The 25068-nt window shown below is 62.9% G+C and carries 30 protein-coding genes; 20 read left to right on the forward strand and 10 right to left on the reverse strand.

All coding sequences use genetic code 11. The features are described from left to right. Nucleotides 1–37 precede the first annotated feature (37 nt). The 4 genes from HCI85_RS08775 to HCI85_RS08790 all read right to left on the reverse strand — a co-directional run bounded on the left by HCI85_RS08775 (nt 38) and on the right by HCI85_RS08790 (nt 3959). A complete protein-coding gene (locus HCI85_RS08775; RefSeq protein WP_167144133.1) occupies nt 38–730 on the reverse strand; it encodes a sensor histidine kinase in 693 nt (230 codons plus the stop codon). Next, on the reverse strand, nt 727–2331 hold the full coding sequence (locus HCI85_RS08780; RefSeq protein WP_167144135.1) for a tetratricopeptide repeat-containing response regulator: 1605 nt from the start codon (nt 2329–2331) through the stop codon (nt 727–729). The genes HCI85_RS08775 and HCI85_RS08780 overlap by 4 nt, the downstream gene beginning before the upstream one ends. Nucleotides 2332–2411: 80 nt before the next feature. Continuing rightward, nucleotides 2412–3065, reverse strand: a complete 654-nt coding sequence (locus HCI85_RS08785) for a GntR family transcriptional regulator (protein WP_090250924.1) — start codon at nt 3063–3065, stop codon at nt 2412–2414. A gap of 123 nt (nt 3066–3188) precedes the next feature. Beyond that, complete coding sequence (locus HCI85_RS08790) at nt 3189–3959, reverse strand: SDR family NAD(P)-dependent oxidoreductase (RefSeq protein ID WP_167144137.1); 771 nt, start codon at nt 3957–3959, stop codon at nt 3189–3191. Between the two features lie 122 nt (nt 3960–4081). On the opposite strand from HCI85_RS08790, the gene HCI85_RS08795 reads away from it, so the two are divergent. The 6 genes from HCI85_RS08795 to HCI85_RS08820 all read left to right on the forward strand — a co-directional run bounded on the left by HCI85_RS08795 (nt 4082) and on the right by HCI85_RS08820 (nt 10319). After that, a complete protein-coding gene (locus tag HCI85_RS08795; RefSeq protein ID WP_167144139.1) occupies nt 4082–5473 on the forward strand; it encodes an aspartate aminotransferase family protein in 1392 nt (463 codons plus the stop codon). A gap of 90 nt (nt 5474–5563) precedes the next feature. After that, a complete protein-coding gene (locus tag HCI85_RS08800) occupies nt 5564–6931 on the forward strand; it encodes a glutamine synthetase family protein (RefSeq protein WP_167144141.1) in 1368 nt (455 codons plus the stop codon). 55 nt (nt 6932–6986) lie between these two features. Beyond that, entirely contained in the window at nt 6987–7718 is a 732-nt protein-coding gene (locus tag HCI85_RS08805; protein ID WP_167144143.1) for a substrate-binding periplasmic protein, read from the forward strand. A gap of 63 nt (nt 7719–7781) precedes the next feature. Further along, nucleotides 7782–8267: an acyl-CoA thioesterase gene (locus HCI85_RS08810; protein WP_090250937.1), complete on the forward strand. Its 486-nt coding sequence runs from the start codon at nt 7782–7784 to the stop codon at nt 8265–8267. A gap of 63 nt (nt 8268–8330) precedes the next feature. After that, nucleotides 8331–9869 carry a sensor domain-containing diguanylate cyclase gene (locus HCI85_RS08815; RefSeq protein ID WP_167144145.1) on the forward strand — a complete coding sequence of 513 codons (1539 nt, stop codon included), beginning with the start codon at nt 8331–8333 and terminating at the stop codon, nt 9867–9869. Nucleotides 9870–9917: 48 nt separating this feature from the next. Next, nucleotides 9918–10319, forward strand: coding sequence for a DUF3301 domain-containing protein (locus tag HCI85_RS08820; RefSeq protein WP_167144147.1), 402 nt, complete (start codon nt 9918–9920; stop codon nt 10317–10319). A 6-nt stretch (nt 10320–10325) separates the two neighbouring features. On the opposite strand, the gene HCI85_RS08825 is transcribed toward HCI85_RS08820, so the two are convergent. Both HCI85_RS08825 and HCI85_RS08830 read right to left on the reverse strand, forming a co-directional pair. After that, nucleotides 10326–10685 (reverse strand): DUF7079 family protein, encoded by a 360-nt coding sequence (locus HCI85_RS08825; protein WP_241693746.1) that lies wholly within the window; start codon nt 10683–10685, stop codon nt 10326–10328. Between the two features lie 5 nt (nt 10686–10690). Next, nucleotides 10691–11569 carry an alpha/beta fold hydrolase gene (locus HCI85_RS08830; RefSeq protein ID WP_167144149.1) on the reverse strand — a complete coding sequence of 293 codons (879 nt, stop codon included), beginning with the start codon at nt 11567–11569 and terminating at the stop codon, nt 10691–10693. Between the two features lie 114 nt (nt 11570–11683). On the opposite strand from HCI85_RS08830, the gene HCI85_RS08835 reads away from it, so the two are divergent. After that, nucleotides 11684–12043: a hypothetical protein gene (locus HCI85_RS08835; protein WP_167144151.1), complete on the forward strand. Its 360-nt coding sequence runs from the start codon at nt 11684–11686 to the stop codon at nt 12041–12043. Here HCI85_RS08835 and HCI85_RS08840 read toward each other — a convergent pair. Continuing rightward, on the reverse strand, nt 11963–13000 hold the full coding sequence (locus HCI85_RS08840) for a CobW family GTP-binding protein (RefSeq protein WP_167144153.1): 1038 nt from the start codon (nt 12998–13000) through the stop codon (nt 11963–11965). The genes HCI85_RS08835 and HCI85_RS08840 overlap by 81 nt on opposite strands. A 143-nt stretch (nt 13001–13143) precedes the next feature. Here HCI85_RS08840 and HCI85_RS08845 point away from each other — a divergent pair, with 143 nt between their 5' ends. Then, nucleotides 13144–13497 (forward strand): NADH:ubiquinone oxidoreductase, encoded by a 354-nt coding sequence (locus tag HCI85_RS08845; RefSeq protein ID WP_167144155.1) that lies wholly within the window; start codon nt 13144–13146, stop codon nt 13495–13497. Between the two features lie 133 nt (nt 13498–13630). On the opposite strand, the gene HCI85_RS08850 is transcribed toward HCI85_RS08845, so the two are convergent. From HCI85_RS08850 to dksA, 3 genes are read right to left on the reverse strand one after another with little or no spacing between them, the layout of a single operon-like run. Then, nucleotides 13631–14275, reverse strand: coding sequence for a DUF1826 domain-containing protein (locus HCI85_RS08850; RefSeq protein WP_167144157.1), 645 nt, complete (start codon nt 14273–14275; stop codon nt 13631–13633). Then, nucleotides 14275–15480 carry a zinc metallochaperone GTPase ZigA gene (gene zigA / locus HCI85_RS08855; protein ID WP_167144159.1) on the reverse strand — a complete coding sequence of 402 codons (1206 nt, stop codon included), beginning with the start codon at nt 15478–15480 and terminating at the stop codon, nt 14275–14277. Before zigA ends, HCI85_RS08850 begins: the two co-directional genes overlap by 1 nt. Before the next feature lie 14 nt (nt 15481–15494). Continuing rightward, nucleotides 15495–15920 carry an RNA polymerase-binding protein DksA gene (gene dksA, locus HCI85_RS08860; RefSeq protein ID WP_167144160.1) on the reverse strand — a complete coding sequence of 142 codons (426 nt, stop codon included), beginning with the start codon at nt 15918–15920 and terminating at the stop codon, nt 15495–15497. Nucleotides 15921–15995: 75 nt separating this feature from the next. On the opposite strand from dksA, the gene folE2 reads away from it, so the two are divergent. The 12 genes from folE2 to HCI85_RS08920 all read left to right on the forward strand — a co-directional run bounded on the left by folE2 (nt 15996) and on the right by HCI85_RS08920 (nt 24911). After that, nucleotides 15996–16892 carry a GTP cyclohydrolase FolE2 gene (folE2, locus tag HCI85_RS08865; RefSeq protein WP_167144162.1) on the forward strand — a complete coding sequence of 299 codons (897 nt, stop codon included), beginning with the start codon at nt 15996–15998 and terminating at the stop codon, nt 16890–16892. Then, on the forward strand, nt 16889–17560 hold the full coding sequence (locus HCI85_RS08870; protein WP_167144164.1) for a metal ABC transporter ATP-binding protein: 672 nt from the start codon (nt 16889–16891) through the stop codon (nt 17558–17560). The genes folE2 and HCI85_RS08870 overlap by 4 nt, the downstream gene beginning before the upstream one ends. 41 nt (nt 17561–17601) lie before the next feature. Then, nucleotides 17602–18423: a metal ABC transporter permease gene (locus tag HCI85_RS08875; protein ID WP_167144349.1), complete on the forward strand. Its 822-nt coding sequence runs from the start codon at nt 17602–17604 to the stop codon at nt 18421–18423. Between the two features lie 9 nt (nt 18424–18432). Then, complete coding sequence (locus tag HCI85_RS08880) at nt 18433–19305, forward strand: metal ABC transporter substrate-binding protein (protein ID WP_167144166.1); 873 nt, start codon at nt 18433–18435, stop codon at nt 19303–19305. Further along, nucleotides 19302–19709: a phosphoribosyl-AMP cyclohydrolase gene (gene hisI, locus HCI85_RS08885; protein ID WP_167144168.1), complete on the forward strand. Its 408-nt coding sequence runs from the start codon at nt 19302–19304 to the stop codon at nt 19707–19709. Before HCI85_RS08880 ends, hisI begins: the two co-directional genes overlap by 4 nt. Further along, nucleotides 19706–19954 (forward strand): membrane protein insertion efficiency factor YidD, encoded by a 249-nt coding sequence (gene yidD, locus HCI85_RS08890; protein WP_167144170.1) that lies wholly within the window; start codon nt 19706–19708, stop codon nt 19952–19954. Before hisI ends, yidD begins: the two co-directional genes overlap by 4 nt. Beyond that, on the forward strand, nt 19947–21287 hold the full coding sequence (locus tag HCI85_RS08895) for a dihydroorotase (RefSeq protein ID WP_167144172.1): 1341 nt from the start codon (nt 19947–19949) through the stop codon (nt 21285–21287). The genes yidD and HCI85_RS08895 overlap by 8 nt, the downstream gene beginning before the upstream one ends. 226 nt (nt 21288–21513) lie before the next feature. Further along, nucleotides 21514–23439 (forward strand): threonine--tRNA ligase, encoded by a 1926-nt coding sequence (gene thrS, locus HCI85_RS08900; protein ID WP_167144174.1) that lies wholly within the window; start codon nt 21514–21516, stop codon nt 23437–23439. Between the two features lie 107 nt (nt 23440–23546). Then, nucleotides 23547–23918: a hypothetical protein gene (locus tag HCI85_RS08905; RefSeq protein ID WP_167144176.1), complete on the forward strand. Its 372-nt coding sequence runs from the start codon at nt 23547–23549 to the stop codon at nt 23916–23918. A gap of 3 nt (nt 23919–23921) precedes the next feature. Continuing rightward, nucleotides 23922–24104, forward strand: coding sequence for a DUF1289 domain-containing protein (locus tag HCI85_RS08910; protein ID WP_167144178.1), 183 nt, complete (start codon nt 23922–23924; stop codon nt 24102–24104). 100 nt (nt 24105–24204) lie between these two features. Further along, nucleotides 24205–24678 (forward strand): GNAT family N-acetyltransferase, encoded by a 474-nt coding sequence (locus HCI85_RS08915; protein ID WP_167144181.1) that lies wholly within the window; start codon nt 24205–24207, stop codon nt 24676–24678. After that, nucleotides 24675–24911: a hypothetical protein gene (locus tag HCI85_RS08920; protein WP_160086246.1), complete on the forward strand. Its 237-nt coding sequence runs from the start codon at nt 24675–24677 to the stop codon at nt 24909–24911. The genes HCI85_RS08915 and HCI85_RS08920 overlap by 4 nt, the downstream gene beginning before the upstream one ends. The last annotated feature ends 157 nt before the right edge of the window (nt 24912–25068 follow it).

Here is a 25068-nt window from a genome sequence, read left to right on the forward strand (position 1 = left end):
CCTGCGGCGTGATACACACCGCAGGGCCGCAGTCGTTTCAGGGCAGATAAATCCTGAATACCCCACCACCCAGCGGCGCGCCGTTGGCCAGTTCGATATGCCCACGCACGCCCTGGCGCTCGTGCAGCTCGGCGATGCGACCGGCGAAGTAGAGGCCCAACCCGGTGCTGCCGGTGCTGTGCTTGAGGCCGAGGACGTAGTTGGATTGCTGGCTGAGCATCTCCTGCGGGTAGCCCTGGCCGTCGTCACAGATCGCCAGCACCAGCTTGCCGCCTTCCTCCCAGGCCCGAATCAGCAAGGCGCTGTGGGCGTAGCGGATGGAGTTGGTGATGATGTTGGCGACCACCGAGCCGAGTAGCTCTTCATCGAAGAAGCCCATCAGATCGAAACTTTCTACCTCGCAGCGAGCGCTGATCTGCCGGCTTTGCAGCACCTCGAAGTGCCGTGCCAGCTGCGCCTGAAGAAAATCCTCGACCTCGTGATAACCAGGGCGCATGGGTAGCTGGTTAACGCCGAGCTTATACAGGCCGAGCAGTTGCACCAGCATGCCGTTGAGACGGGCAAACTCATACTCAATCACGCCCTGCTCGCTGGCCTGCTGCTGTTCCGGCGGCAGCTGCGCCTGCCACTGCGCATGGGCGCGGGTGAGCATGGCCAGGGAGTTTTTCATGTCGTGCACGGTGGAGGCGATCACCGTGGAGAAGTCCAGTCCTCCAGGTGAATCACTCATTGGCCGGACGCTCGCCGCTGCAGTTGCAGGTAACGCGCATGCCGGGCATCCGTCTCGGGCATCTGGCTGACCACGGCCAGGCAACGCCGACACTCCTCGAGTAAAGCGGCAGACGCTTCGCCGCTGGCCGATTGCAACAGCGATTGCGCGGTATTGAGGGCGATGCTGATGTTCTTCGGCTGCAGAGCGAAGGCCTGTCGGAACAGTCTGAGCGCCTCGTCGAACTGCTTCTGCTGGTAGCAGCGCACACCTTGGCGATTTAGCTCCACGGCCTCTTTACCGCCGGAGAGAATCTCGGCGTTGTCAGTCTGCCGGGCCACGCCTTGCATCACCTGCGGGTCGTCGCCGTATACCTCGACACAGCTTTTCAGCAACGCATCACTGGCTGCCGTCTGGCCCAGCGCGCGCAATTGACTGGCGACGCTGAGGGCAGTATCGGCGGCGAACAGCTGCGGCAGCTTTTCCATCGTCGCAGCGGCTTCGGCGGCCAGTTGCGCAGCACGCTTGGGCTCGCCGGATTTATTCAAGCTGCTGGCCAAAGCCAGGCGTGAGCGCACCTGCACATTGGGGTCATGGGCATAGATTTTATCCAGCTCACCGAGGGCCTGGCTGACCTCGATCTGCAAACGCTTGTCGAGTGTGCCGTCACCGGCCTGGGCGGTGATCGCCTGGGCCAGACCAAGGTAGTTTTCCGGGCTCTTGAATTTGGAGGTGCGACCTTGCTCCATGGCTTGTCGATAGGCCTTGCCGGCGCTGTCGAAGTCCTGGTTATCCAAGGCCAGTTTGCCCAGCTGCATCTGCCGGCGAATCGCCAGCGGAGCCAATTTGACCGCATCTTCCAGAGCTTGCTGAGCGCGCTGGCTCTCGCCCTGCGCCAGCAGCACGGCGGCCAGGCCGTCGTACAGTGCCGGCATCATCGGGAATAGCTGCAAACCCTTCTCGTAGAGGCTCTGCGCACGGCTCAACTCGCCGCGCTTGTGCATCAGGCCGGCCAGCGCCACCTGCGCCCAGGGCAACGGTCGCTCGGCCAATACGCCATTGAGCAGCTGCTCCAGCTCATCCAGACGCCCCAGCTCGCGCAGCGCCGTGGATTGGTAGCGCTGGCACAAGGGCAGGTAGCGCTTGTCCTGCTGGCTGAGGGTTTTGCAGGCCTCCAGTACGGCGGCCGGGTCCTGTTTGTCGAGGCCTTGAAGAATGCCCTTGAGTGCAGTTTTGCGCTCCACCAGTTTGTCCAGGCGCTGATCGAGGCTGGCGCGGTTGAACGGCTTGGTCAGGTAGGCATCCGGCTCGTGCTCAAGGGCGCTGAGGACCATGGCCTGGCTGCTTTCGGCGGTGACCATGACAAAGATGCACTGATGACTGATCAGCTTGCCGGCGATCAACTCTTCCAGCACCTGCTGGCCATTCTTGCCACAGCCCAGGTTGTAGTCATGCAGGATGATGTCGTAGCGCTTGTTGCGGCACATGCTCAGGGCTTCTTCACCGCGATCAGCGGTGTCCACATCACGCGCGCCCATGTCACGCAGCATGGACTTAAGCGAACTGCGAAAGTCGGTGAAATCATCGACGATCAGGATGCGTTTACTGCCGTATTCCAGCATTGAGGAGCCCTTGTGCTGTCGTCTCAGAGTCGAATCAGTGTAGTTGTCGGTGCACCCGCTGCCAGCAAGGCAGCGTCCACTCAACGCTGGCCGGATTCCAGATCAAGCAAATTGAGAAGAAAACGCGCGAAGTAACTCAAGTCCTGTTCCATGGCCTGGCGCGCAGCCTTGGCATCACCGGCTTCGATGGCGGTAAAGGCCTCTTCGTGAAAGTCGTTAAGGCGCAACGACAGGTCCGCACCCGTGAACAGCTGGTTGAAAAACGGCCCAACCTGCAGCCACAACGACTCAATGCTGCGCAACAGCACCGGGTTGCCACACGCGCTGTAGAGGTGCAGGTGAAACTGGCTGTTGGCATTCAGGTAAGCCTGCACCTGGCGCTGCTCGATGGCCTGATCCATGCGCGCCACACAGTCACGCAGCTCAGCCAGGTCGGCCGGCGTCAGGCGCGGAGTGGCCAGCTCTACGGCCAGACCTTCAAGCCCCAGACGCACCTGAAAAATATTCTGATAACGCTCACGGGTCATCGGTGGCACGCGTACCGAGCGCTGTGGTTCGCCTTCCAGCGCGCCCTCAGCGACCAGGCGCTGCAAGGCGGCACGTACCGGCATCGGGCTGGTGCCCCACTCGGCCGCCAGATCACGAATTTTCAAGCGTTCACCGGGCTGGAAGCGCCCAGCCAGCAGGCCTTCACGAATACGTTGGTAGAGTTGATCTTGCAGGTTATCGGCCATGGTTCAGCAGCATCCTTGTGCCGGCGGTGCAGGGAGTTGGGCAAGTGTCAGCGAGCAGTTACGCATGGGTATTCCTTCTAACGAAGAGCGCCGCAATTGAGCGGCGGCATGAATTCTACTGGTTCACGGCGCCTTGTTCTCAATCAGGCAGTTACCGCCATCCACCACCAGCACTTCACCGGTGATGTAGCTGGCCTCCGGCGAGGCAAGGAAGGCTACCGCCGCTGCCACTTCGTCAGGCCGACCGGCGCGACCCAGCGGGGTGTACTCGGCGGCATGGCGTTCTTCGTCGGTGCTGGAGCCGGTGGCAATCCAACCCGGCGCCACGCTGTTAACCGTAATGCCCTGCTTGGCCACTTCCAGCGCCAACCCCATGGACAGGCCGAGCATGCCAGCCTTGGCCGCGCTGTAGGCCGCCTCACCAGGGTTGCTGCCACGGGTGCCGGTGGTCGAGCTGATATTGACGATGCGCCCGTAGCCGCGCGCACGCATGCCCGGCAGCACCGCGCGCGTGAGCAGAAACGCCGTACCGAGGTTGCGCGCAATGGACAGGTTCCAGGTCGCCAGGTCCATGTCCGCCAACTCGGCAAACGGCTCGGGGCTGCCCTGCATGGCCATGCCGGCATTGTTCACAAGAATGTCGATCTGCCCCCACTGTGCGTGGGCCCAGGTGAGTAATTCGCCGACCTGCTGCTCATCGGTCAGGTCAGCGGCGCGGCCCCGTGCTTGAATACCTTCTGCACATAGCTCAGCGACCCGTTGCTCGACCCGCGCACTGCTGGCGGTTAATAACACCCGTGCACCAGCACGGCCCAGCCGGCGCGCGATCGCCAGACCGATACCGGATTCACTGCCCGCGCCGCTGATTAACGCAACGTGCTGTTGAAAGACCATTTCATAGAATCCTGTGATCACAAATATGGGTGTAATCTAGCAATAAAGCCGATTCAAACCAATGCTTGAGTTTTCTGTGATCACAAAATAGCATGTGCAGATATTCGAACGAGGTGTTCAACATGACTGCCAGTGGTATCCGTCCATCCGCCGTAGAAACCTTCGCCCAACGTGAGCGTGAACGCTTTATCGCGCGTAATCCAAAATCCGTGGCCCTGGCCGAACGTGCGCGCCACTCGCTGTACGGCGGCGTGCCGATGCACTGGATGGCCGACTGGTCGACCCCGGTGCCGCTGTTTGTCGAACGGGCCAAGGGGGCGCGCTTCTATGACGTGGACGGTCATGAGTACATCGATTTCTGTCTGGGCGACACAGGCACCATGTTCGGCCACTCGCCGGACCCGATCGCCAAGGCCATCGCCGAACAAGGCAACAACGGCCTGACCACCATGCTGCCAGGCGAAGACGCGGTGGTCTGCGGCGAGCTGCTGGCCGCGCGCTTCGGCCTGCCATTCTGGCAGGTCACCGCCACCGCCACGGATTCTAACCGCTACGTGCTGCGCTGGGCCCGCGCGATCACCCAGCGCAAGACGCTGCTGGTGTTCGACGGCTGCTACCACGGCACGGTGGACGACGTAATGGTGCGCTGCATCGACGGCGAAACCGTGCCGCGCAGCGGTTTGGTCGGCCAGGCCTATGACCTGACCGAGTACAGCCGCTCGATCCCGTTCAACGACGTGGCTGCGCTGGAAGCGGCGCTGGCTAAAGGCGACGTCTGTGCCCTGCTGTGCGAGCCGGCGATGACCAACATCGGCATGGTCCTGCCCGAGCCGGGCTTTATGCAGACGTGCCGCGAGCTGACCCGCAAATACGGCGCGCTGCTGATCATCGACGAAACCCACACCATTTCCACCGATATGGGTGGCTGCACGAAGCTGTGGAACCTCGACCCGGACTTCTTCGTGGTCGGCAAGCCGATTGCCGGCGGTGTGCCGTGTGGCATCTTCGGCTGCAGCGCAGCGATGGCCGAAGCCATGACCGCCGCCCGCAAACGCGCCAGCGAAGGCAGCCATGGCCACGGTCACAGCGGCATGGGCACCACCCTGTCGGCCAACGCCCTGGCCATGCACTGCATGCGCGCCAACCTGGAACAGGTGATGACCCCGGCCGCCTACGCGCACATGCTGCCGCTGGCCAAGCGCCTGGCGGATGGCTTCCGTACGCTGATCAGCAAGCACGACCTGCAATGGTCGGTGACCGAACTGGGCGCGCGCAGTGAGTTCCAGTTCTGCCCGGTGTCACCGAAGACCGGCGCCGAGGCCGAAGCGGCGTTCCACGACGAGCTGCAGATGGCCCTGCACCTGTACCTGATCAACCGCGGCATCCTGATCACGCCCTTCCACAACATGACCCTGTGCTGCCCAAGCACCACAGCGGACGATGTGGACAAGCTGATCAGCATGCTCGACCAGGCCCTGACCGAACTGCTGGCCATCCCCGGCGCCCGCGAGTAACTCATCGATCAGCCTGTGGGAGGGGCTTCAGCCGCGACAATCGCCGCTAAAGCGCCTCCCACGAAATGACGACTCACTGTGAGAATCACCATGCAATTCGCCAATCCCCAGGAAGCCCGCGACTTTCTCTCCGCCCATCCCGACGTACGCCTGATCGAACTCATGTTGATCGATGCCAACGGCATCCCGCGCGGCAAGCTGCTGCACCGCGACGAACTGCTGGCCATCTACGAGAACGGCCGGCCGCTGCCCAGCTCGATCCTGGCGCTGACCATCCAGGGCGAGGACGTTGAAGAAAGCGGCCTGGTCTGGGAAGTCGCCGATGCCGACTGCTGGACCTACCCGCTGCCCGGCAGCCTGACCCTGCAACCCTGGCGCAGCACACCGACCGGCCAGTTACAGGTGAGCATGCATCCGACCCAGGGCCTGCCGGCAGCGCCCGCCGATCCGCGGCATGTGCTGGTGCGCGCCATCGACCGGCTCAAGGCCGACGGCTACCACCCGGTAATGGCGGTGGAGCTGGAGTTCTACCTGCTGGACAAGACCCGCGACGCCAATGGCCGTCCGCAGCCGGCGCTGCAAGCCAACGGCGTGCGCCCGCAGGCGCCACAGGTGTATGGCGTGCTGGAGCTGGAGCAGCAGCAAGCCTTCCTCGACGACCTCTACGCCGCCTGCGAAGTGCAGGGCCTGCCAGTGCGCACCGCGATCTCTGAATACGCGCCCGGCCAGCTGGAGCTGACCCTGGAGCACCGCTTCGACGCGTTGCAAGCGGTGGATGAAGGTGTGCGCTACAAGCGCCTGGTCAAGGGCGTGGCCAACAAGCACGGGCTGCAGGCCTGCTTTATGGCCAAGCCGTTCGGCGACCTGGCCGGTAGCGGGATGCACATGCACGTCAGCCTGGCCGACGCCGAAGGCAATAACCTGATGGCTTCCGAAGACCCACACGGCACGCCGCTGCTCAAGCACGCCATCGGCGGCATGATGGCCACGCTCAACGATGCCCTGGCCATCTTCTGCCCCAACGCCAACTCCTTCCGCCGCCTCCAGGCCAACAGCTACGCGCCGCTGGCCAAGAGCTGGGGAGTGAACAACCGCACCGTGTCGTTCCGCGTGCCCGGTGGCCCGGCCAAGAGCCGGCATGTGGAACACCGCATCTGCGGCGCCGATGCCAACCCATACCTGGCGGCGGCGGCAATCCTCGCCGGCATACACCACGGCATCCGCAACCAGATCGATCCGGGCGAGGAAATCATCGGCAACGGCTACGAGCAGGCCCGTGAAACCCTGCCCACCGACTGGTTGACCGCCCTGCGCGCGCTGGAGAACTCGGCCTGGGCCAAGGACGCACTCGGCGAGGACTTCCTCAAGGTGTTCCTGGCGATCAAATGGAACGAGTTCCGCCAGTTTATGGGCGAAGTCGGCGAGCAGGATTGGCGCTGGTACCTGACCCACGCCTGACGACAACGGTGGCGCAGGCTACGCTGTATTGGATCTGAGCACCCTGGAGTGGCCCATGCGCCTCAGCATTATCCTGGTCTGCTGGCTGTACAGCGTAGTTGCCCTGGCCGAGCCGCTGCGTGTTGGCCTGGAAAACCACGACTACTACCCCTACTACAAGGCTCTAGAGGGGCAGGCCTACGACGGTTACTGCATCGCCCTGCTGCAGGCATTCGCCAAGCACGAAGGCCTTGAACTGGAACTGCGCCCGCAACCGGTCAACCGTCTGTACCGCAATATGCTGGGTGAACATAGCCTCGACCTGCTGTTCCCCGATAATCCGGCCTGGCCCCGTAAAGCCCGTGACGGCCAGCCGCTGTATTACAGCCAAGCCGTGGTGGAGATCGTCGACGCCACCGTGGTGCGCCGCGAGCAGCTCGCTCAGGGCCTGAATGCGATCAAACGCTTGGGTATCGTGCGCGGCTTTACCGCCGAGGCCTGGCAACCGCTGCTGGATCAACACAGCATCGAACTGGTGGAAGTGCAGGACATCCAGAGCCTGATCCGCATGCTCGAACGGGGCCGCCTGGATGCCATCTACGCCAACCCGCAGGTGGTGGAACACCATATGCAACTGCTCGGCATCGCACCGCAGCAACTGCAGCGTGACCCGCAATTACCGCAGATCACCACCAGCTTTCACCTGAGCAGTTACCGGTATGACCAGCTGATCAAACGCTTCGATCACTTCCTGAGCGAGCAGGCCCCCATGCTCAACCAGCTGCGCCAGCAGTTCGGCTTGCCCTGATCAACCGCGCGGGCCTGCCCCTGCACCTGCTATGGTTGCCACAAACCCAGCACAGAGCCCGCTATGGAACCCGGAAACGCCCAGCTGTCGATGACCGTACTGATGACCCCGGACATGGCCAACTTCTCCGGCAATGTGCACGGCGGCACCCTGCTCAAATACCTCGATGAAGTCGCCTACGCCTGTGCCAGCCGTTTTGCCGGGCGCTATGTGGTCACGTTGTCGGTGGATCAGGTGATCTTTCGCGAGCCCATCCATGTTGGCGAACTGGTGACCTTCCTCGCCTCGGTCAATTACGCCGGGCGTACGTCGATGGAAGTCGGCATCAAGGTGATCACGGAAAACATCCGCGAGCGCTCGGTGCGTCACACCAACAGCTGCTTCTTCACCATGGTGGCGGTGGATGAACAGGGCAAGCCGGTGCCCATTCCCGCCCTGGAACCGACCACTGCGGACGCCTTGCGGCGACAGCGCCAGGCCCTGCAACGCCGGCAGATCCGCCACGAGTTGCAACAGCGCTACCAGGCACTGAACGAAGAAAAAAGCTGAACGAGCAGACAACACCACACGCCAGCGGCACAATTACGCCCCTGCATAACACCGAGTAAGGCCATGGAAAGCCTGTATTTCTCCCCCATGCTGCTGGGCCTGAACCTGATGCTGGCGAGCGCCATTGCCTGCAGCGGGCTCTGGTATTTCTCCCGCCCCTACCGGGGCCCCGGTTTGTGGATGCTGGGCAGCTGGACCCTGATCATCGGCATCCTGCTTTTCATGGGTTTTATGGCCAGTGGCAGCAAACTGCTGAATATTCTTGGCAATGCCCTGCAACTGGCCGGCGAGGCGATCATCCTGCTCGGCGTGTTTCGCTTTCTCGGCCTGCCGCTGCCTTGGTGGACCGTCCCCGCCAGCGCGGGATTGATGAGCCTGGCCCTGAGCTGGCACTGGTGGCTGAGCCCCATCAACTCGGAATACCTCGTCGCGCTGTACGCCGCCATTGGCGGCCTACTGCCCCTGCAAGCCTGCTGGGCGCTATGGCGTGCGCCCAGCGAGGTGGAACTGCGCGGCGTCTGCCAGTTTGTCGCCATCGCCTTGCTGGGTTATGCCCTGGTCACCCTGCTGCGCGGCGTGGTCGGCCTGCACGATGGCCTGCAAGGCATCGTCCATGACGACGTCACGCGCTCGGTAAGCTACCTGCTGCCCTACAACTTCGGCATTCCCCTGTGGCTTATGGCCTTGGTCGGCCTAGTACTGCTGACCATGCGCCGCATCCTCGCCGACAGCCAGCGTAACGCCCAGCAGGCCGCTGCCAACGCCGAACGTTTCGAACGCCTGATGAGCGTGAGCAACGCCGGGGTGATGGTGCTCGACGGCGAACGCATCATCGACAGCAACCCCAAGCTGGAACAGCTGTTTGCGCAAACCCGTGAGCAACTGCTCGGCCAACCGCTATCGCGGCTATTCGACAGCAGCAGCCAACAGCCGCTCAGCGAACTGCTGCAACAGGCTGATGGCCGTCCCCACGACCTGCTTGCTCAACGTGCGGACGGCCAGCCATTCGCCGCCGAGCTGAGCATCGCGCGCCTGGCCGAAGCGCAGCAGCAGGTCGCAGAGATCCGCGATGTCAGCCAGCGCAAGGCCCTGGAAGAACAGCTGCGCCAACTCGCCACCACCGACCCGCTGACCAGCGCCCTGAACCGCCGCGCCTTCCAGCAACGTGCCGAACACGAGCTGAGCCGTAATCAACGCCAAGGCACCCCGTTGTGCTTGGCGATGCTCGACCTCGATCACTTCAAACGGGTCAACGACCAGTACGGCCACGCCGTCGGCGATCAGGTGCTGGTGGCGTTCAGCGAACTGTGCCGGCAGCAGGCGCGCAGCACCGACCTGTTCGCCCGCTTCGGCGGTGAGGAATTCGTCATCCTCCTGCCCGACAGCGACCTCAACGCTGCGCAGCAGCGCCTGGAACGGCTACGCAATGCCCTGCACACGCAGCCCCTCGCCACCGTTCAGGGCCCGTTGCACGCCACCGTCAGCATGGGCCTGACCTGCGCTCGTCCCGGCGACAGCCTGCAACAGCTGCTGCAACGCGCGGACAACCAGCTGTACAACGCCAAAGCGCAGGGGCGAAACCGTATCTGCGTGGATGCGTAAGCGAACGACAGGCTCTGTTAAGCTCAGCCTCCTGCCGCCGGAGCCGCCATGATCGACCTCTTCGATGTTTTTCTGCTGATGCTGTTCGCCACCGCGTGCGCCTGGCTGTGGCATGCCCATGGTCTGCGTGAACACGCGCTGGGTTTGGTGAAACAACACTGCGCCAAATCCGACATCGAGTTGCTTGATGAAAATGTCGCCCTGCGCCGGCTCGCGCTGTTACCCGATGCACGCGGGCGCAAGCGACTGGCACGGGTGTATGGCTTCGAGTTCACCGTCACCGGCGAGCAGCGGCATATCGGCAGCATTACCTTGTTTGGCAAACAACTGGGGCGAATCGAGCTGGCCCCGCACCCCTTCCGCGAGCCGCCGGCGCCCAGCGCCCAGGTGATTGAGATGCAGCAGTGGCGCAGTCAGCGTCAGGATTCGGATAACAACACACAGCATTAAGGCCGACTAGTCGAAGTTAGGATCAGCCATAAATGCCACGATCTGCTGCCACTCGGTGTGACATCCGTAAGTCATTGGGCGGCGCAGCAGGCGGCATTTCAATCGGTGCCAGCGCCCACCCAACTGATTGCGCCGGCAACCGGCAAACAGCCATTGCGGCTCGAAACCGTCCCACACCCCGGCGACCGCCCAGTGGTTATGCCAGACCTGCGGCGCGACTTCATAGCAGTAGATATGCTGCAGCTCATCCAGGCTCAATCCACTGGCGCGTAACCGCGTGGCGATATGCCGTAAGGCCGACTCATCCAGGGTGGTGTCCAGCCACAGCTCGGAGAGCGCCAGCCAGATATCCTCGCGGCACGTCATCAGCCTTAGTCGCGCTGCAACAGAAAATGCGTAATCCGCGCAGCACTGTCGGCCGGATGCTCCTGCATAAAGCAGTGCCCACCCGCCACCACATGCGCACTGACATGAACATTACTGGCGCACCAGCGCGCCACCGATTTGGCCACAAAAGGGTAACTGCGCTGGCCGTAAAGCACCTGGGTCGGCGTTGTCACCTTGCCCAGCGACGGCCACAGGCGCTTAGGGTATGAGCTGAAGATATCCGCCTCACGGCTTGGCCGGCATTTCAGCTCAACGCCCTTCTTGCTGTCTTTTAGCGCGTGCTGGATATAGGCACTAAAGGCTTCTTCGGTCCAGCCACGAAACATCCCCCGACCATGCAGCGCGGCATGCGCAGCCGCCCGGTCCGGCCAGCTGCTGCGACGCTTGAGCGCCTTGCTGGCGAGGGTGGTGCGCCGACTTAAACCGACCACATCAGACAACGCCATAACCCCGATCATCGCCGGGCTGAACAACACCGGATCGAGCAATACCGCGCGCTGGAACAGCTGCGGCTGCTGGGCCAGCATCAGGCTGGTCAGCACGCCACCAAAGCTGTGGCCGAGAGCAAACACCGGGGCATCGGCAAATCGCTCGCGTCCGGCGGAATAAGCCTCCACCGCCATCTCGGCATTGCGATTCCAGCCATGAAAACGCCCACCGTGGTCACTCTCACCATGACCCTGAACATCACACAACCACAGATCGAAATCCTCGGCCAACAGCGCCAGCAGTGGTGTGTAGACCCGCCCGCAGTAGCCGTTGCCATGCAGAAAATGCAGCACGGGCTTACCCGAAGGCGGTGAATGCCAACCGCGCAAGGTAAAGCCGGCGCTGCTGTCGTGTGACCAGGGGTGGAGATGCATGATCGTGCCTTGCGTGATCGTATTCAGGTGGGGATTATCCGCATCGCCAGAGGACTCGTCAGTTCTATCTGACTCCGGCATCCTGGCCGCAGACCTATCAAGGAGGACGTCAGGGTGTTTGTTTTACTGGAATCCAGCCATGCAGGCTTTATCGAGCACCTGCAAGAACAACTCAGCAGCGCCGGCATCGACTGCCATGTACTGGACATGGGACGCGCCGCAGATGGCGAACTGCACTTTGCTATTCGCCTGCCGCTTTACAGTCAGATGAGCCACGCTCGGCACCTGCTGTACCGCGACAGGCTATTTGCCCTGCGCATCGACCCTGCGTTCAGCCAAGAGTGGCATGCACTGCGTGAAGCACCCAAACAGCAGGCGTTGCAGTGGGTCACCTCACCCCTGGCTCTGCGTATCAGCGCCCTGGCTGTGCTGATTCTGCTGTTCGGCAGCCTGGCCGAAATGCTCTGGCGCTAATGCACAGGCCGCAAACCCGGCCTGCAACGCCGACACCTCCTGCGCCTCGCTGAAGATCAGCTCCAGCCGCGAGTCCTTGCGCCATTCGCTGTTTTGCCAATGCAGGGCATCACCGTTGAGGGCGTTGGCGGACAGCCAGCCGGCGTTGGTGTGCAGCACCAGCTTGGCGCGGCGCCAGGGCAAGCTGCTCAGCCACTGTTGTACGCGCATCAGCTCGAACTGCTGGCTGGGGTGCCAGCGCCAACCGATGCTCCAGCCTTCGGCCTGCTGTTGCACCTGGCAGATCGGCTCGCTTGAGCTGCGCCACAGTTGCGGCAATGGCGCCGCAGCCGTGGGCAGGTTATTCGGTGTAGCGTCGCCATCGGCCTGGACGCTAAAGCCGGGCAGCGCTGCGAGCGGCAATGCACCCTGACTGGTCCAGTAAATCGGTCGTGCTGGCAGCGTTGCCTGGATGCGCGCCTTGGTGGCTTCATCCAGCTCGTCGGCCTTGTTCAAAAGCAGCAGCCCGGCGCGGCTAAGCGTCGCCTGCTGGCTCTCCGGCAGCGCTTCACCCGCAGCAAGGGCCTGAGCGTCCAGCACCAGCAGCGGTGCCTGCACCGCCAAAACCCCAGCCCAGGGCATTTCGCGCAGTTGCTCAAGCAGTACCAGAGGATGGCCGAGGCCGGACGGTTCGATCAGTAGGCGATGCGGTTTGGCTTTGCGCAACAGCCGGCCGAGGCCAACCTGAAACGGCACGCCGTTAACGCAGCACAGGCAACCGCCCGCCACTTCGCCCAGGGCCACGCCATCGTCGTCGGTGGTCAGCAGCGCGGCATCCAAACCAACCAGGCCGAACTCATTGATCAGTACTGCCCAACGTTCGTGCGCCGGACGCTGCGCCAGCAGATTACGGATCAGGCTGGTCTTGCCCGCGCCCAGGGGGCCGGCAATTACGTGGGTAGGGATATTGTTCAGCATGATCGGCGCGTGCCACTGTCTATCGAGAAGAAGAGTCCTGCTGCGGCCATTCTAACGGTGTAGAGCATCGTTAGAGCGGGCCTACGCAGACTGATTAAAAACAGCATGCTAGAGTCGCCGGCATATTTTCAGAGGGTCAATGGATGCGCGTTTTTCTGCTGCTGAGCCTGTTCACACTGTCCGGCCTGGCCTGGGGTGAAGCCTGTGTGGTGCATAGCCAGGCCGAGCGCCTGGATGTGAAGGTCTGCCAGCAGAACCGCAGCATCCCGCCCAACCTGTTCCGCACCGGTTTCTGCCAGCCGCAGCTGCAGGGGCAGAAGGTCGAAGTGGAGTTTGTCGAGCAGTGCCCGATGGGCTCCTTCGGCGTATGTCGTAACGCCACGGTGGGTGGCACGCCCTATAAGCAGGATGTGCATTATTACGGCGTGGCCAGCGACGCCACCTACCTCAAGCCCTTCTGCGAGCAGCAGAGCAAGGGTGTATGGATGGCCCGCTAACCGTCATCAAAGCGTAATCCTGTCTATGTTTTATTGGTCTTGGGTACCTCACCCCTGCATGCCGGGTCACGCGCCGGTGTGCCTTTCTGGTGCTTAAGGCTGCTCTCCCGCAGCCTATTTTTTTGCCTGGAATTTAAGCCAGCCAATCCAGGGTCAAAAGCAATCGCCGCTCACCGGCCGGTGGTTGCGGCGAGCGATGGATCAAGCCGCCGCCCTCATTGCCGATCCACTTCTCGCCCTTGGCCAGCAGCACATGGCCAGCCTCGGCGCGCTGGATCACGGCCGGATCGCTCGGCTCAGCGCCAGGGTCGCCCAAGCGGCGGCGCGCCATCACGCCTTCTTCCAGCCACTCACTACCGACCCCGGCGTAGCTGGTAATCAGCCGCACCGGCACGTGGTCAACGTGAAAGCGCGGGCACATGGCCTTGTCGAGAATACGCAGGCGCAGGCCGATGCGTTTGGCATCGAACAGGCAGGCGAAAGCACTGATCAGCCAACTAACGTCCTGCAAAAAGGCCGCCTGCCCCGGCAGATCGCTGTAACCATCGACCAGGCCACTCAGGTTCGGCTCACTCTCCGGGCTGGCCAACTCCAGCACCATGGAGTGGCCCAGGGGTTCGCCCTGAGCCAGCAAAGCGCTGGCGAAATCACTGATCTGTGCCGGCAACTGGCGTTGCCAGACGGCCAAGTTGACCTCGTCACGCAGTACATCGCCAAGCACATCAATCTGTTCGCTGCTGACCTGCTGCAGCGGATGGCGCAGCACAGGCGCGAGCATCAGGCAGCTTCCTCATGCCAGGGGCCAAACGGGTCGGGCAGCGCCTGCCAGGCATCTACGCCCAGGGCCATTTCCGCATCGGTCAGCAGGCAGGCATCCAGTTCGGCGGTTAGTTGAGCGAAGTTGATGTTCTGGCCGATAAACACCAACTCCTGACGGCAGTCGCCGGTTTGCGCCTGCCAGTTTTTCATAATCGCCTGCAGCCCTTCTTCGTCGGTCGGCCATTGCGCCTTGGGTACGAAGCGCCACCAGCGCCCGGCAAAGCCGTGACGCATCAAACCGCCCGCCTGGGACCAGCTGCCGGCCTCCTGGTATTTGCTGGCCAGCCAGAAAAAGCCCTTGCTGCGCAGCAAACGACCATTGGTCCATTCGCGGTTGATGAAGTTGAAGAAGCGCTCGGGATGCAGCGGCCTGCGTGCACGGTAAGCCGTTGAAGCAATACCGTATTCCTCGGTTTCAGGAATGTGTTCACCGCGCAACTCTTTAAGCCAGCCCGGTGCCTGGGCGGCGCGCTCGAAGTCGAAGCGGCCGGTGTTGAGGATTTTCTCCAGCGGCACCGCGCCCATGGTCATCGGCACAATTTCGGCGTGAGTGTTGAGGCCCTTGAGGATGGCCATTAGCTCTTCGCGCTCGTGGCTGCTGATCAGGTCGATCTTGCTGATCAGCAGCACATCGGCGAATTCCACCTGCTCGATCAGCAGGTCGGTGATCGAGCGCTCGTCCTCCTCACCGAGGGTTTCGCCACGGCTGGCCAGGCTTTCGGCCTCATGGAAATCGCGCAGAAAGTTCACCCCGTCGACCACCGTTACCATGCAGTCCAGGCGCGCCACATCGGCCAGGCTCTGGCCGTCCTCACCACGGAAGGTAAAGGTTTCCGCCACCGGCAGCGGTTCGCTGATCCCAGTGGATTCGATGAGTAAGTAATCGAAACGCCCATCGCGGGCCAGGCGGCCGACTTCTTCCAGCAGGTCTTCGCGCAGGGTGCAGCAGATACAGCCGTTGCTCATTTCCACGAGCTTTTCTTCGGCGCGGTTCAGGCTGACATCGCGCTGAACTTCGCTGCCATCGATATTGATCTCGCTCATATCGTTGACGATTACCGCCACCTTTAAACCCTGGCGGTTTTTCAGAATGGCGTTAAGCAGGGTGCTTTTACCGGCGCCGAGAAAGCCGGACAACACGGTTACGGGAAGACGATTGGTCATGGTTTCAGGCTCCATCAGAATTCTGCGTGGCGCAGGTGTTTTTCGCGTTGTTCCTGACGCTCTTTGGCTTCGATGCACAGGCTGGCGGTAGGCCGTAGCAACAGGCGCTTGAGGCCAATCGGCTCGCCGGTCTCCACGCACCAGCCGTATTCACCACGGGCCAGCCGCTCAAGGGCTTCGTCGATTTTGTCGAGCAGCTTTTTTTCCCGCTCCAGCAAGCGCAGTTGCCACTGGCGTTGCTCTTCGGCGCTGCCAATGTCAGCGGGATCGCTGCTGGTTTCGCGCTCGCGCAGGCCTTCGAACTCTTCGGCAATGCGGGTTTGCAGCTCGCCGCGCTGGGTGAGCAGCAGCGCGCGGAAGAACTGCTGCTGCGCGGCATTCATGTAGTCATCTGCCGGCTGGGCGAGCAGTTCGGCGTGGGTAAGCGGCGTTTCGGTCATCGTCAGGATTCGCTGGCTTTGTAATTTACTTGTTATAACATAACATTTAAACCCACAGCCGAGCGCCGATTTCTGATGAACGCACTGACACTGCCGGACATAGCCGCGCAAACGCCCGCCCATGAACAAGCCCTGGACTGGGTTGGCATGCAGGGCATCGCGTTGCCGGTGAACATGGCCGGGCAACGCATTCATGCCAGCGCCGATGTCGGGGTTAGCCTGGATGATGGCAATGCCCGCGGCATCCATATGTCGCGCCTCTACCTGGCGCTGCATGCGCTGGAACAGCGCGAACTGAACACGACGACACTGCAGCAGCTGTTGAACGAGTTTCTCGACAGCCATCAGTGCCTGTCACAACAGGCGTCGATTACCTTGCGCGGTGAGGCGTTGCTCAGCCGCCCAGCGCTGGTCAGCCCATTGTCCGGATGGAAGTCCTACCCCTTCGAAGTGCGTGCACGCCAGGATTCATGGGGGTTTCACGTGGAACTACAGGTGCAGGTGGCCTATTCCTCAACGTGCCCCTGCTCAGCCGCGCTGGCCCGCCAGTTGATTCAGCAGCAGTTCGCTCACGACTTCGCTAACCAGCAGCTCAGCTATGAACAGGTGATGGAATGGCTTGGTTCGCCCCAAGGCATCGTCGCCACGCCACACAGCCAGCGCAGCTACGCCACCTTGCAGGTGCGCCTGCAGGTCGACAGCACGGCGTTACCGCTGGTGGAGCTGATCGACACCGCCGAACAGGCCCTCGGCACCGCCGTACAGACCGCGGTAAAGCGCGCCGATGAACAGGCCTTCGCCCTGGCCAACGGGCAAAACCTGATGTTCTGCGAAGACGCTGCCCGCCGCCTGCACAGCGCCCTGCGCGAACAACTGGCCTTCAGCGCCTTTCACTTGCGCGTGGTGCACGCGGAAAGCCTGCATGCTCACGATGCGGTTGCCGTCAGCCGTTGGAACTGGAGCCCGGCATGATCCACTGCCATAACCTGCAATGGGGCCCTGCCGGCCAGCCGCTGACGCCACCGCTTAATCTGCACCTGGCTCGTGCCAGCCTGACCGGGGTGATCGGCAGCAACGGCTGTGGCAAAAGCAGCCTGCTCAAGGTTGTCGCGGGCATCGCTCAGCCTTTGCGCGGGCAGGTCGAACTGGCCGTGCCGCGCCTAGGTGGCGTGGCCTATCTGGTGCAGCAGCAGGCACTGGACCGGCAATTCCCGATCACCCTGCAGGAGTTGGTCAGCGCCGGGTTGTGGCGCAACCGCCTAGGTCGCCCGCAACGTCAGGCGCGCTTAGAGCAGGCATTGGCCGACTGGGGGCTGAGCGAGCTGCACCAGCACAGCCTGCAAGCGTTGTCCGGCGGTGAATTGCAGCGCGCCCTGCTCGCCCGCCTGAGCCTGACCGATGCGCAGGTGCTGTTGCTCGACGAGCCCGAAGCGGCGCTGGATGAACACGGTCTAACTCTGCTCTGGCAGCACATCGCCCGCTGGCAGGCAGAGGGCCGCACACAGATTGTCGTCAGCCATTCCCTCAGTCACATGAGTCAGCACTTGGACAACGCCCTGCTGGTGTCGCGCAGCGGCTGCATCTTCGCGCCGATTCGCGAGCTGATGGGCCAACACTCGCCGCTGGAGCACGTGGCGTGAGCCTGGAACTGCTGTGGACGCCCTTCGTCGAGTTCGCCTTTATGCGCCGCGCGTTACTGGGCGGCGTGGCGCTGGCGATCAGTGCCGCACCACTGGGGGTGTTTCTGGTGTTGCGGCGCTTGAGCCTGATGGGCGATGCGATTGCCCACGGCATCTTGCCTGGCGCGGCAGTGGGCTTCTGGCTGTTTGGCCTGAGCCTGCCAGCGTTGACGATTGGCGGGCTGGTCGCTGGCCTTGGCATGGCCGGAATCGCCGCTTGGGTGACGCGGCGCACCGGCCTGCGTGAAGACGCCAGCCTGGCCGCCATTTACCCGATTTCGCTGGCCAGCGGCGTGTTGTTGCTGGGCCTGGCCGGTAACAAGCTGGACCTGCTGCATCTGCTGTTCGGCTCGGTGCTGGCCGTGGACCCGCCCACCCTGAACGGCATGTTGCTGGTGTCCATCGGCAGCCTGTTGCTGCTCGCCCTGATTTACCGCTGGCTGCTGATGGACAGCCTCGACCCACTGTTTCTCGGCGGGGTCAGCCGCTTCGGGCCGCTGGCCTACGGGCTGTTTCTGGGTTTGGTGGTGCTCAATTTAGTGGTCGGTTTTCAGGCCATCGGCGCGCTGATGGTGGTCGGGTTGATGATGTTGCCAGCTGCCGCCGCACGTTTCTGGAGCCGCCGCCTGCCGCGCATGTTGCTGCTCGCCGCACTCACCGGCGCGGTCTGCGTCTGGCTTGGGCTGCTGCTCTCCTACTACGCCAACCTGCCGAGCGGCCCGTGCATCGTGCTGCTCGCTGGCCTGGCCTACATCTGTTCCGTACTGCTCGGGCCGCTAAATGGCCTGCTGCGCCGCCCACCCCGCTTATCGCCCGCCCATTGAGGAACACCTATGCGCACCCTGATTGCCCTGCTGAGTTTAAGTTTCGCCCTGTTCGCGCACGCTGAAGAGAAACTCAAAGTTGTTACCAGTTTTAGTATTTTGGCCGACATTACCCAGCAAATAGCCGGAGATAAGCTCGAACTGCACAACCTGGTCGGTGCCGATGCCGACGCTCACATCTACCAACCCAGCGCCGAAGACGCCAAAGCGGTGTTCGCCGCCGACCTGATTATCGCCAACGGCATGGGCTTCGAGCCGTGGCTGGCGCGCCTAATCGACAGCAGCGAAGCGCCTGGCACACGCATTGATGCCAGCGCCGGAGTGCTGCCGCTGATGCTCGATGAGGACGGTCAGCAGGTAGCCGACCCGCATGCCTGGCAGAACCTGGCCAATGCCGAAATTTACGTGCAGAACATCGCCAAGGCGCTGGTCCAGGCCGACCCGAACAACGCCGCGCATTACAACGCCGGGCGCGATGCCTACCTGACGCAGATCCGCAGCCTGCTAGCAGAAGCCAAGACCGGTTTGGGCCAGTTGCCCCCGGCGCAGCGCACCATCATCACCAGCCATGACGCCTTCGCTTACCTGGGCCAGGCCTACGGCCTGAAATTTATCGCACCCCAGGGCCTGAGCACTGCAGACGAGCCCTCGGCCGCCGAAGTGGCCGCGCTGATCCGGCAGATTCGCGCCGACAGAGTAAAAGCCGTGTTTGTGGAAAACATCCGCGATCCTCGCCTGATTGAGCAGATCGCGAACGAGGCTGGAGCCAAGATCGGCGGCACCCTGTACTCCGATGCCCTGGCCAACGAAGGCCCTGCCAGCACCTACCTAGGCATGTACAAGTACAACCTCGACACCCTGCTGGCCGCGCTCAACCCATGAGCCTATGGCTTGAACTGGAGCAGGCCGGACTGGACGAGAGCCGCCCGCTGGCCGCCGTGCTGGAGGCCATCCCCTGGAATGCTGAAGGCCTGATCGCCGCCATCGCCCAGCAACACGACAACGGCGAGGTGCTGATGCTGGCCTGGATGAACCGCACCGCGCTGGAAGAAACCCTCGCCAGCGGCCAGGTCTGTTACTGGTCGCGCTCGCGCCAGCAACTGTGGCGCAAGGGCGAAACCAGCGGCCACCGGCAACGGCTGATCGAAGCGCGGCTGGACTGCGACGGCGACGCCGTGCTGCTGCTCGTTGAGCAACAGGGCCCGGCCTGCCACACCGGCCGACCCAACTGCTTTTACAACGCCATCCGCGACGCGCAGGTGAGCGTGATTAGCGTGCCGCAATGAAACGCCTGCTGCTGGGCCTGGTGCGGTTTTATCAGTACCTGATCAGCCCGTTGCTCGGGCCGCGCTGCCGCTTCCACCCCAGCTGTTCGCAATACGCCGTCGAAGCACTGGAACGCTACGGCGCGCTGCGCGGCAGTTGGCTGGCCCTGCGCCGCTTATTGCGCTGCCATCCCTGGCATCCGGGCGGCTACGACCCGGTCCCACTGCCCCATACACACTGCCCGCGAGAGCATCACCATGACTGACCTGCTGATCCGCAACGCGCGCCTGGTAAACGAAGGCCGTGAGTTTGAGGCCGACTTGTCAGTGCGCCACGGCCGTATAGAGAAAATCGCCAGCAGCCTGACCGGCGTGAATGCCACGGTTGAGATCGACGCCGCCGGGCAATTTCTGCTGCCGGGGATGATCGACGATCAGGTGCACTTCCGTGATCCCGGTGCGCCGAACAAGGGCAGCTTCGCCACGGAATCGCGGGCGGCCGTGGCCGGCGGCATCACCAGCGTCATGGACATGCCCAACACCAACCCGCCGACCCTTAACCTGGAGGTGTTGGAAGCCAAAGAGCGGCGCGCCGCCAACTGCTCGAAAACCAACTTCGGTTTCCACTTTGGCGTCAGCCAGGACAACCTCGACATCGTCGCCGCGCTCGACCCCAAACGCGTGGCAGCAGTTAAGGTGTTTATGGGCGCCAGCACCGGCAACATGCTGGTCGATGACCTGCCCTCGCTGGAACGGCTGTTCCGCGATTGCCCGACCATCCTCCTCACCCACTGCGAAAACACGCCGCGCATCCGCGAACGCGAACAGCAATGGCAGGCACAGTACGGCGAGCAGATTCCCGCCGAGCAGCATCCGCTAATCCGAGATACCGAGGCCTGCTACCAGTCCTCCAGCCTCGCCGTCAGCCTGGCGCAGCGCTTTGACACCCAGCTGCACGTGCTGCACATCACCACCGCCCGCGAGCTGAGCCTGTTCCAGCCAGGCCCCCTGGCCGGCAAGCAGATCACCGCCGAGGTCTGCGCGCACCACCTGTATTTCGATGACCGCGACTACGCAGCGCTCGGCCACCTGATCAAGTGCAACCCGGCGATCAAGACCCAGGCCGACCGCGATGCCCTGCGCCAGGCCCTGCTGTGTGGGCGGTTGGACATCATCGGCACCGACCACGCCCCGCACACCCTGGAAGAAAAACAGCGCCCCTACCTGCAGGCGCCGTCCGGCCTGCCGCTGGTGCAACACGCTCTGCCCGCCCTACTGGAACTGGTGGCCGACGGCCTGCTGCCCCTGAGCACCTTGGTCGAGAAAACCAGTCATGCCGTGGCGCAGCGTTTTGCCATCGAGCAGCGCGGCTACCTGCGCGAAGGCTACTGGGCCGACCTGACCCTGATCGAGCGCCTGCGCGAACCGCGCCCGGTGGAAGCCGACCCAACGCTCGCCCACTGCGGCTGGACACCCTTCAAGGGCCGCGCCTTCCGCCATGCCGTGCGCACCACCATCGTTTCCGGCCAACTGGCCTGGCACAACGGTCAGGTGCAGGACGACTGCGAGGGCCTGCCGCTGCGCTACCAGCGCGGCTGATAAAAATTACATAGCCGCTTTTGTAGGGTGGGTTAGGCGCGAACCGCGATCATGCAAACAACACCAATGCTCAAAGCGCCGTAACCCACCATTGCGGTCTGCCGATAAACCGCAATGGTGGGTTACGCGGCGCACGGACTACGTGGTGGCCTCCATAGCTGCGCCTTTGCGCCGCTAACCCACCCTACAGATTTCACCTTTAACCGCCCCCGATTAGAGAACCGATATGCCCAGCATCACCCTGCCCGACGGCAGCCAACGTCATTATTCCCACCCGCTAAGCGTGGCCGAGGTAGCAGCCGATATCGGCCCCGGTCTGGCCAAAGCCGCATTGGCTGGCCGTCTGAATGGCCAACTGATCGACACCAGCGCCCTGATTGACCACGACGCCCAGCTCAGCCTGATCACCGCCCGCGACAGCGAAGGTCTCGAGCTGCTGCGCCACTCCTGCGCGCACCTGCTGGCCATGGCCGTAAAGCAGCTGTACCCGAGCGCTCAGGTGACCATCGGCCCGGTGATCGAAGACGGCTTTTTTTACGACTTTGCCTTCGAGCGGCCCTTTACCCCCGACGATCTCGAACGCATCGAAGCGCGCATGTTGGAGCTGGCCGCTGCCGATCTGCCGGTCAGCCGCCGCGAGCTGCCGCGTGATGAAGCCATCGCCCATTTCGAGGCCCAAGGCGAGCACTACAAGGCCGAGCTGATCCGCGACATTCCCGCAGGCGAGATGCTGTCGCTGTACCGCCAGGGCGACTTCGAAGACCTCTGCCGCGGCCCGCATATTCCGCGCACCGGCCATCTGCAGGCGTTCAAGCTGACCAAGGTGGCCGGCGCCTACTGGCGCGGCGACGCGAAAAACGCTGCACTGCAGCGCATCTACGGCACCTGCTGGGCCAACAGCAAAGAGCTCAAGGCCCATCTCACCCGTCTGGAAGAAGCCGGTAAGCGCGACCACCGCAAGCTCGGCCCGCAGCTCGACCTGTTCCATTTCGACGACTGCGCCCCGGGCTCGGTGTTCTGGCACCCCAAGGGCTGGACGCTTTTCCAACAGCTGATCAACTACATGCGCCAGCAGCAGGACGCCGCCGGCTATGTCGAGGTCAACACCCCGGACGTGATGGACCGCAGCCTCTGGGAAACCTCCGGGCACTGGTTCAACTACCGCGAGGCCATGTTCACCACCACCACCGAAGACGAACGCGTGTTCGCCCTCAAACCAATGAACTGTCCCGGCGCAGTGGCGCTCTACGCCCGTGGCCTGAAGAGCTACCGCGACCTGCCGCTGCGCATGGCCGAATTCGGCAAGGTGCACCGCTACGAGCCGTCCGGCGCGCTGCACGGCCTGCTGCGCGTGCGTCACTTCACCCAGGACGATGCGCACATCTTCTGCACCGCAGCGCAGATGGAGCAGGAATGCGCCGACACCATCGCCCTGGTATTCGCCATCTACCGTGACTTCGGCTTCAACGAAGTCGCGGTCAAACTCTCCACCCGCCCGGCCAACCGCATCGGCAGCGACGCCACCTGGGATCAACTGGAAGGCGCACTGTCCGGCGCGCTGCAACGGATGAACATCGACTACCAGCTCAACCCCGGCGAAGGCGCGTTCTACGGGCCGAAACTGGAGTTCGTGCTGCGCGATGCGATCGGCCGCGACTGGCAGTGCGGGACCTTGCAGGTGGACCTCAACCTGCCAGAGCGCTTCGACATCAGCTACATCAACGAGCACGGCGAACGCGAACGCCCGGTGATGCTACACCGCGCCCTGTTCGGCTCGCTGGAGCGCTTTACCGGCATCCTGATCGAGCAATACAGCGGTCTGTTCCCGCCGTGGCTGGCCCCGCAACAGGCCGCCGTGCTGACCATCTCCGAAGGCCAGAACGACTACGCCCGCCAAGTGGTCGCCACCCTCAAACGCGCCGGCCTGCGCGCAGCAGCCGACCTGCGCAACGAGAAGATCGGCTACAAGATCCGCGAAGCCACCCTGCAGAAGGTGCCCTACCTGTTGGTGATCGGAGAACAGGAGAAGGCCGAGGGCCGCGTCACCCTGCGCAGCCGCGCCGGCGACAACCTTGGCAGTCTGACGCTGGCTGAGCTGGTCGAGCGCTTGCGCACCGAGGCAAGCATGCCCGGCCAGACCGCGACAGACTGATCACATGTTGTTCGGCAGGTTGCTGACGGTGCACCGTTTAGCAACCTGCATAAACCCGTTGGCCAGGCGCTATCCTGCACGGCAACCGCAGACCACCAAGGAACCCCATGAGCCTGACCAAGCGCGAGCAAAGCCGAATCGAACGGACGCTGGCTGCAACCCTCACCGACGCCTGCGAAGCCGCCAAGGCCGAGATTGTCGGCTTCGAGTGGCTAACCCATGACGTCGACTACCAAAGCTTCCCCGCCAGCCTGCGGGTGATCTGGGTGTTCGCCAGCCAGGCGGAACAAGACGCCGCCATCGCCAAGGGCCAGGAGCGCCTGATGCAAACACTGACCGCTGCTGCCTTGCAGGCGGCCGAGATTGCACTCGATAACCCGGCCGCCCACGTGTACGCAGACAATGAACAGCAATGCCTGCGGGTCGACGGCGGCAACTGGCAACAACGCCTGACGCGCCAGCGTTCGGGCAAGCACTAAGCCATGGCCAAGGAAATTGAAAACCCGTGCATTTCGCTCTGCCAGCTGAGCGGCGACCTGTGCCTGAGCTGCGGGCGCAGCAAGGCCGAGATCAAACAATGGAAGCGCATGAAGCGCCCGGAAAAGATGGCCGCCGTGCAGCGCGCCAGCCAACGCCTGAAAAGTCTGAACAAGAAGAAACCCTGAGCGGGTTCTGCAATCCAGAGCGACTCAATCACCTTGAGCAATACGCCGCCGCACACTGACAATACCGAGCATTCTCAACGACAGAGGCGCCGCCCCCCCTATGATCCATCTGCGGCCCTACCAACCTCACGACCTGCCCGCCATCGTCGCGCTGTTTCAGGCCTCGGTCAGCCAGTTGACTGCGCAGCACTACGACTCAGCGCAGCGAAAAGCATGGGCTCCGGCGGCTACGGATATGCCTGCCTGGCAAACACGTTTAGCGTCACTTGAGTTACTTATCGCCGAAGATGGCCAATCTATCGCCGGCTTTATCGGCTTTCGCCTGGATGGCTATATCGACCTGCTGTACTGCGCGCCCGCTTATGCCCGCCAGGGTGTTGCCAGCGCCTTGTATGCCGCAGCCGAGCAGCGCCTGCGGGCGGCCGGCACCCGCGAGCTGTTTACCGAAGCCAGCCTAGTGGCCCAGGCATTTTTTGCCGGTCAGGGATTTTCTGTGCAGCAGGTACAGACGGTCACGCGCGGCACTGTTAACTTGCCGCGCATGCTGATGCGCAAAACTCTGGAGCTGCGATGAACACCCTGACGATTATCGTGCTAACCGCCGTGGTGCTGGCCGCCTGCGCCCTGGCACTGTGGAGCTGGTACAACCAGCGCAAACTGGAAAAACTCGATGAGCGGATCAACCGGCAGAGCGAGCTGATCGCACAACTCGACAGCGTGCTGGAAAACCCGCAGCTCAGCGAAGCCGAGCAGTTGGCGAAAAGCGAAGCCTTGCTGGCCAAGCTGCAGGAAACTCGAAAGCCTTAGTGTTGCAGAGGTCATGATGTGTGGGAGGGGCTTTCGGCTTGGGCATCCTGCTTCGCTCTACCTCCTGCATCCATGCAGTCGTAGCCGCGATCAACGTTAGTCGCGGCTCAAGCCCCTCCCACAGAAGCTTCCTACCAACCGCCGCCTCCCCCACCCA

The sequence above is a fragment of the Pseudomonas sp. OTU750018 genome (assembly GCF_011636575.1).
Taxonomy (GTDB): Bacteria; Pseudomonadota; Gammaproteobacteria; order Pseudomonadales; family Pseudomonadaceae; genus Aquipseudomonas; species Aquipseudomonas peli.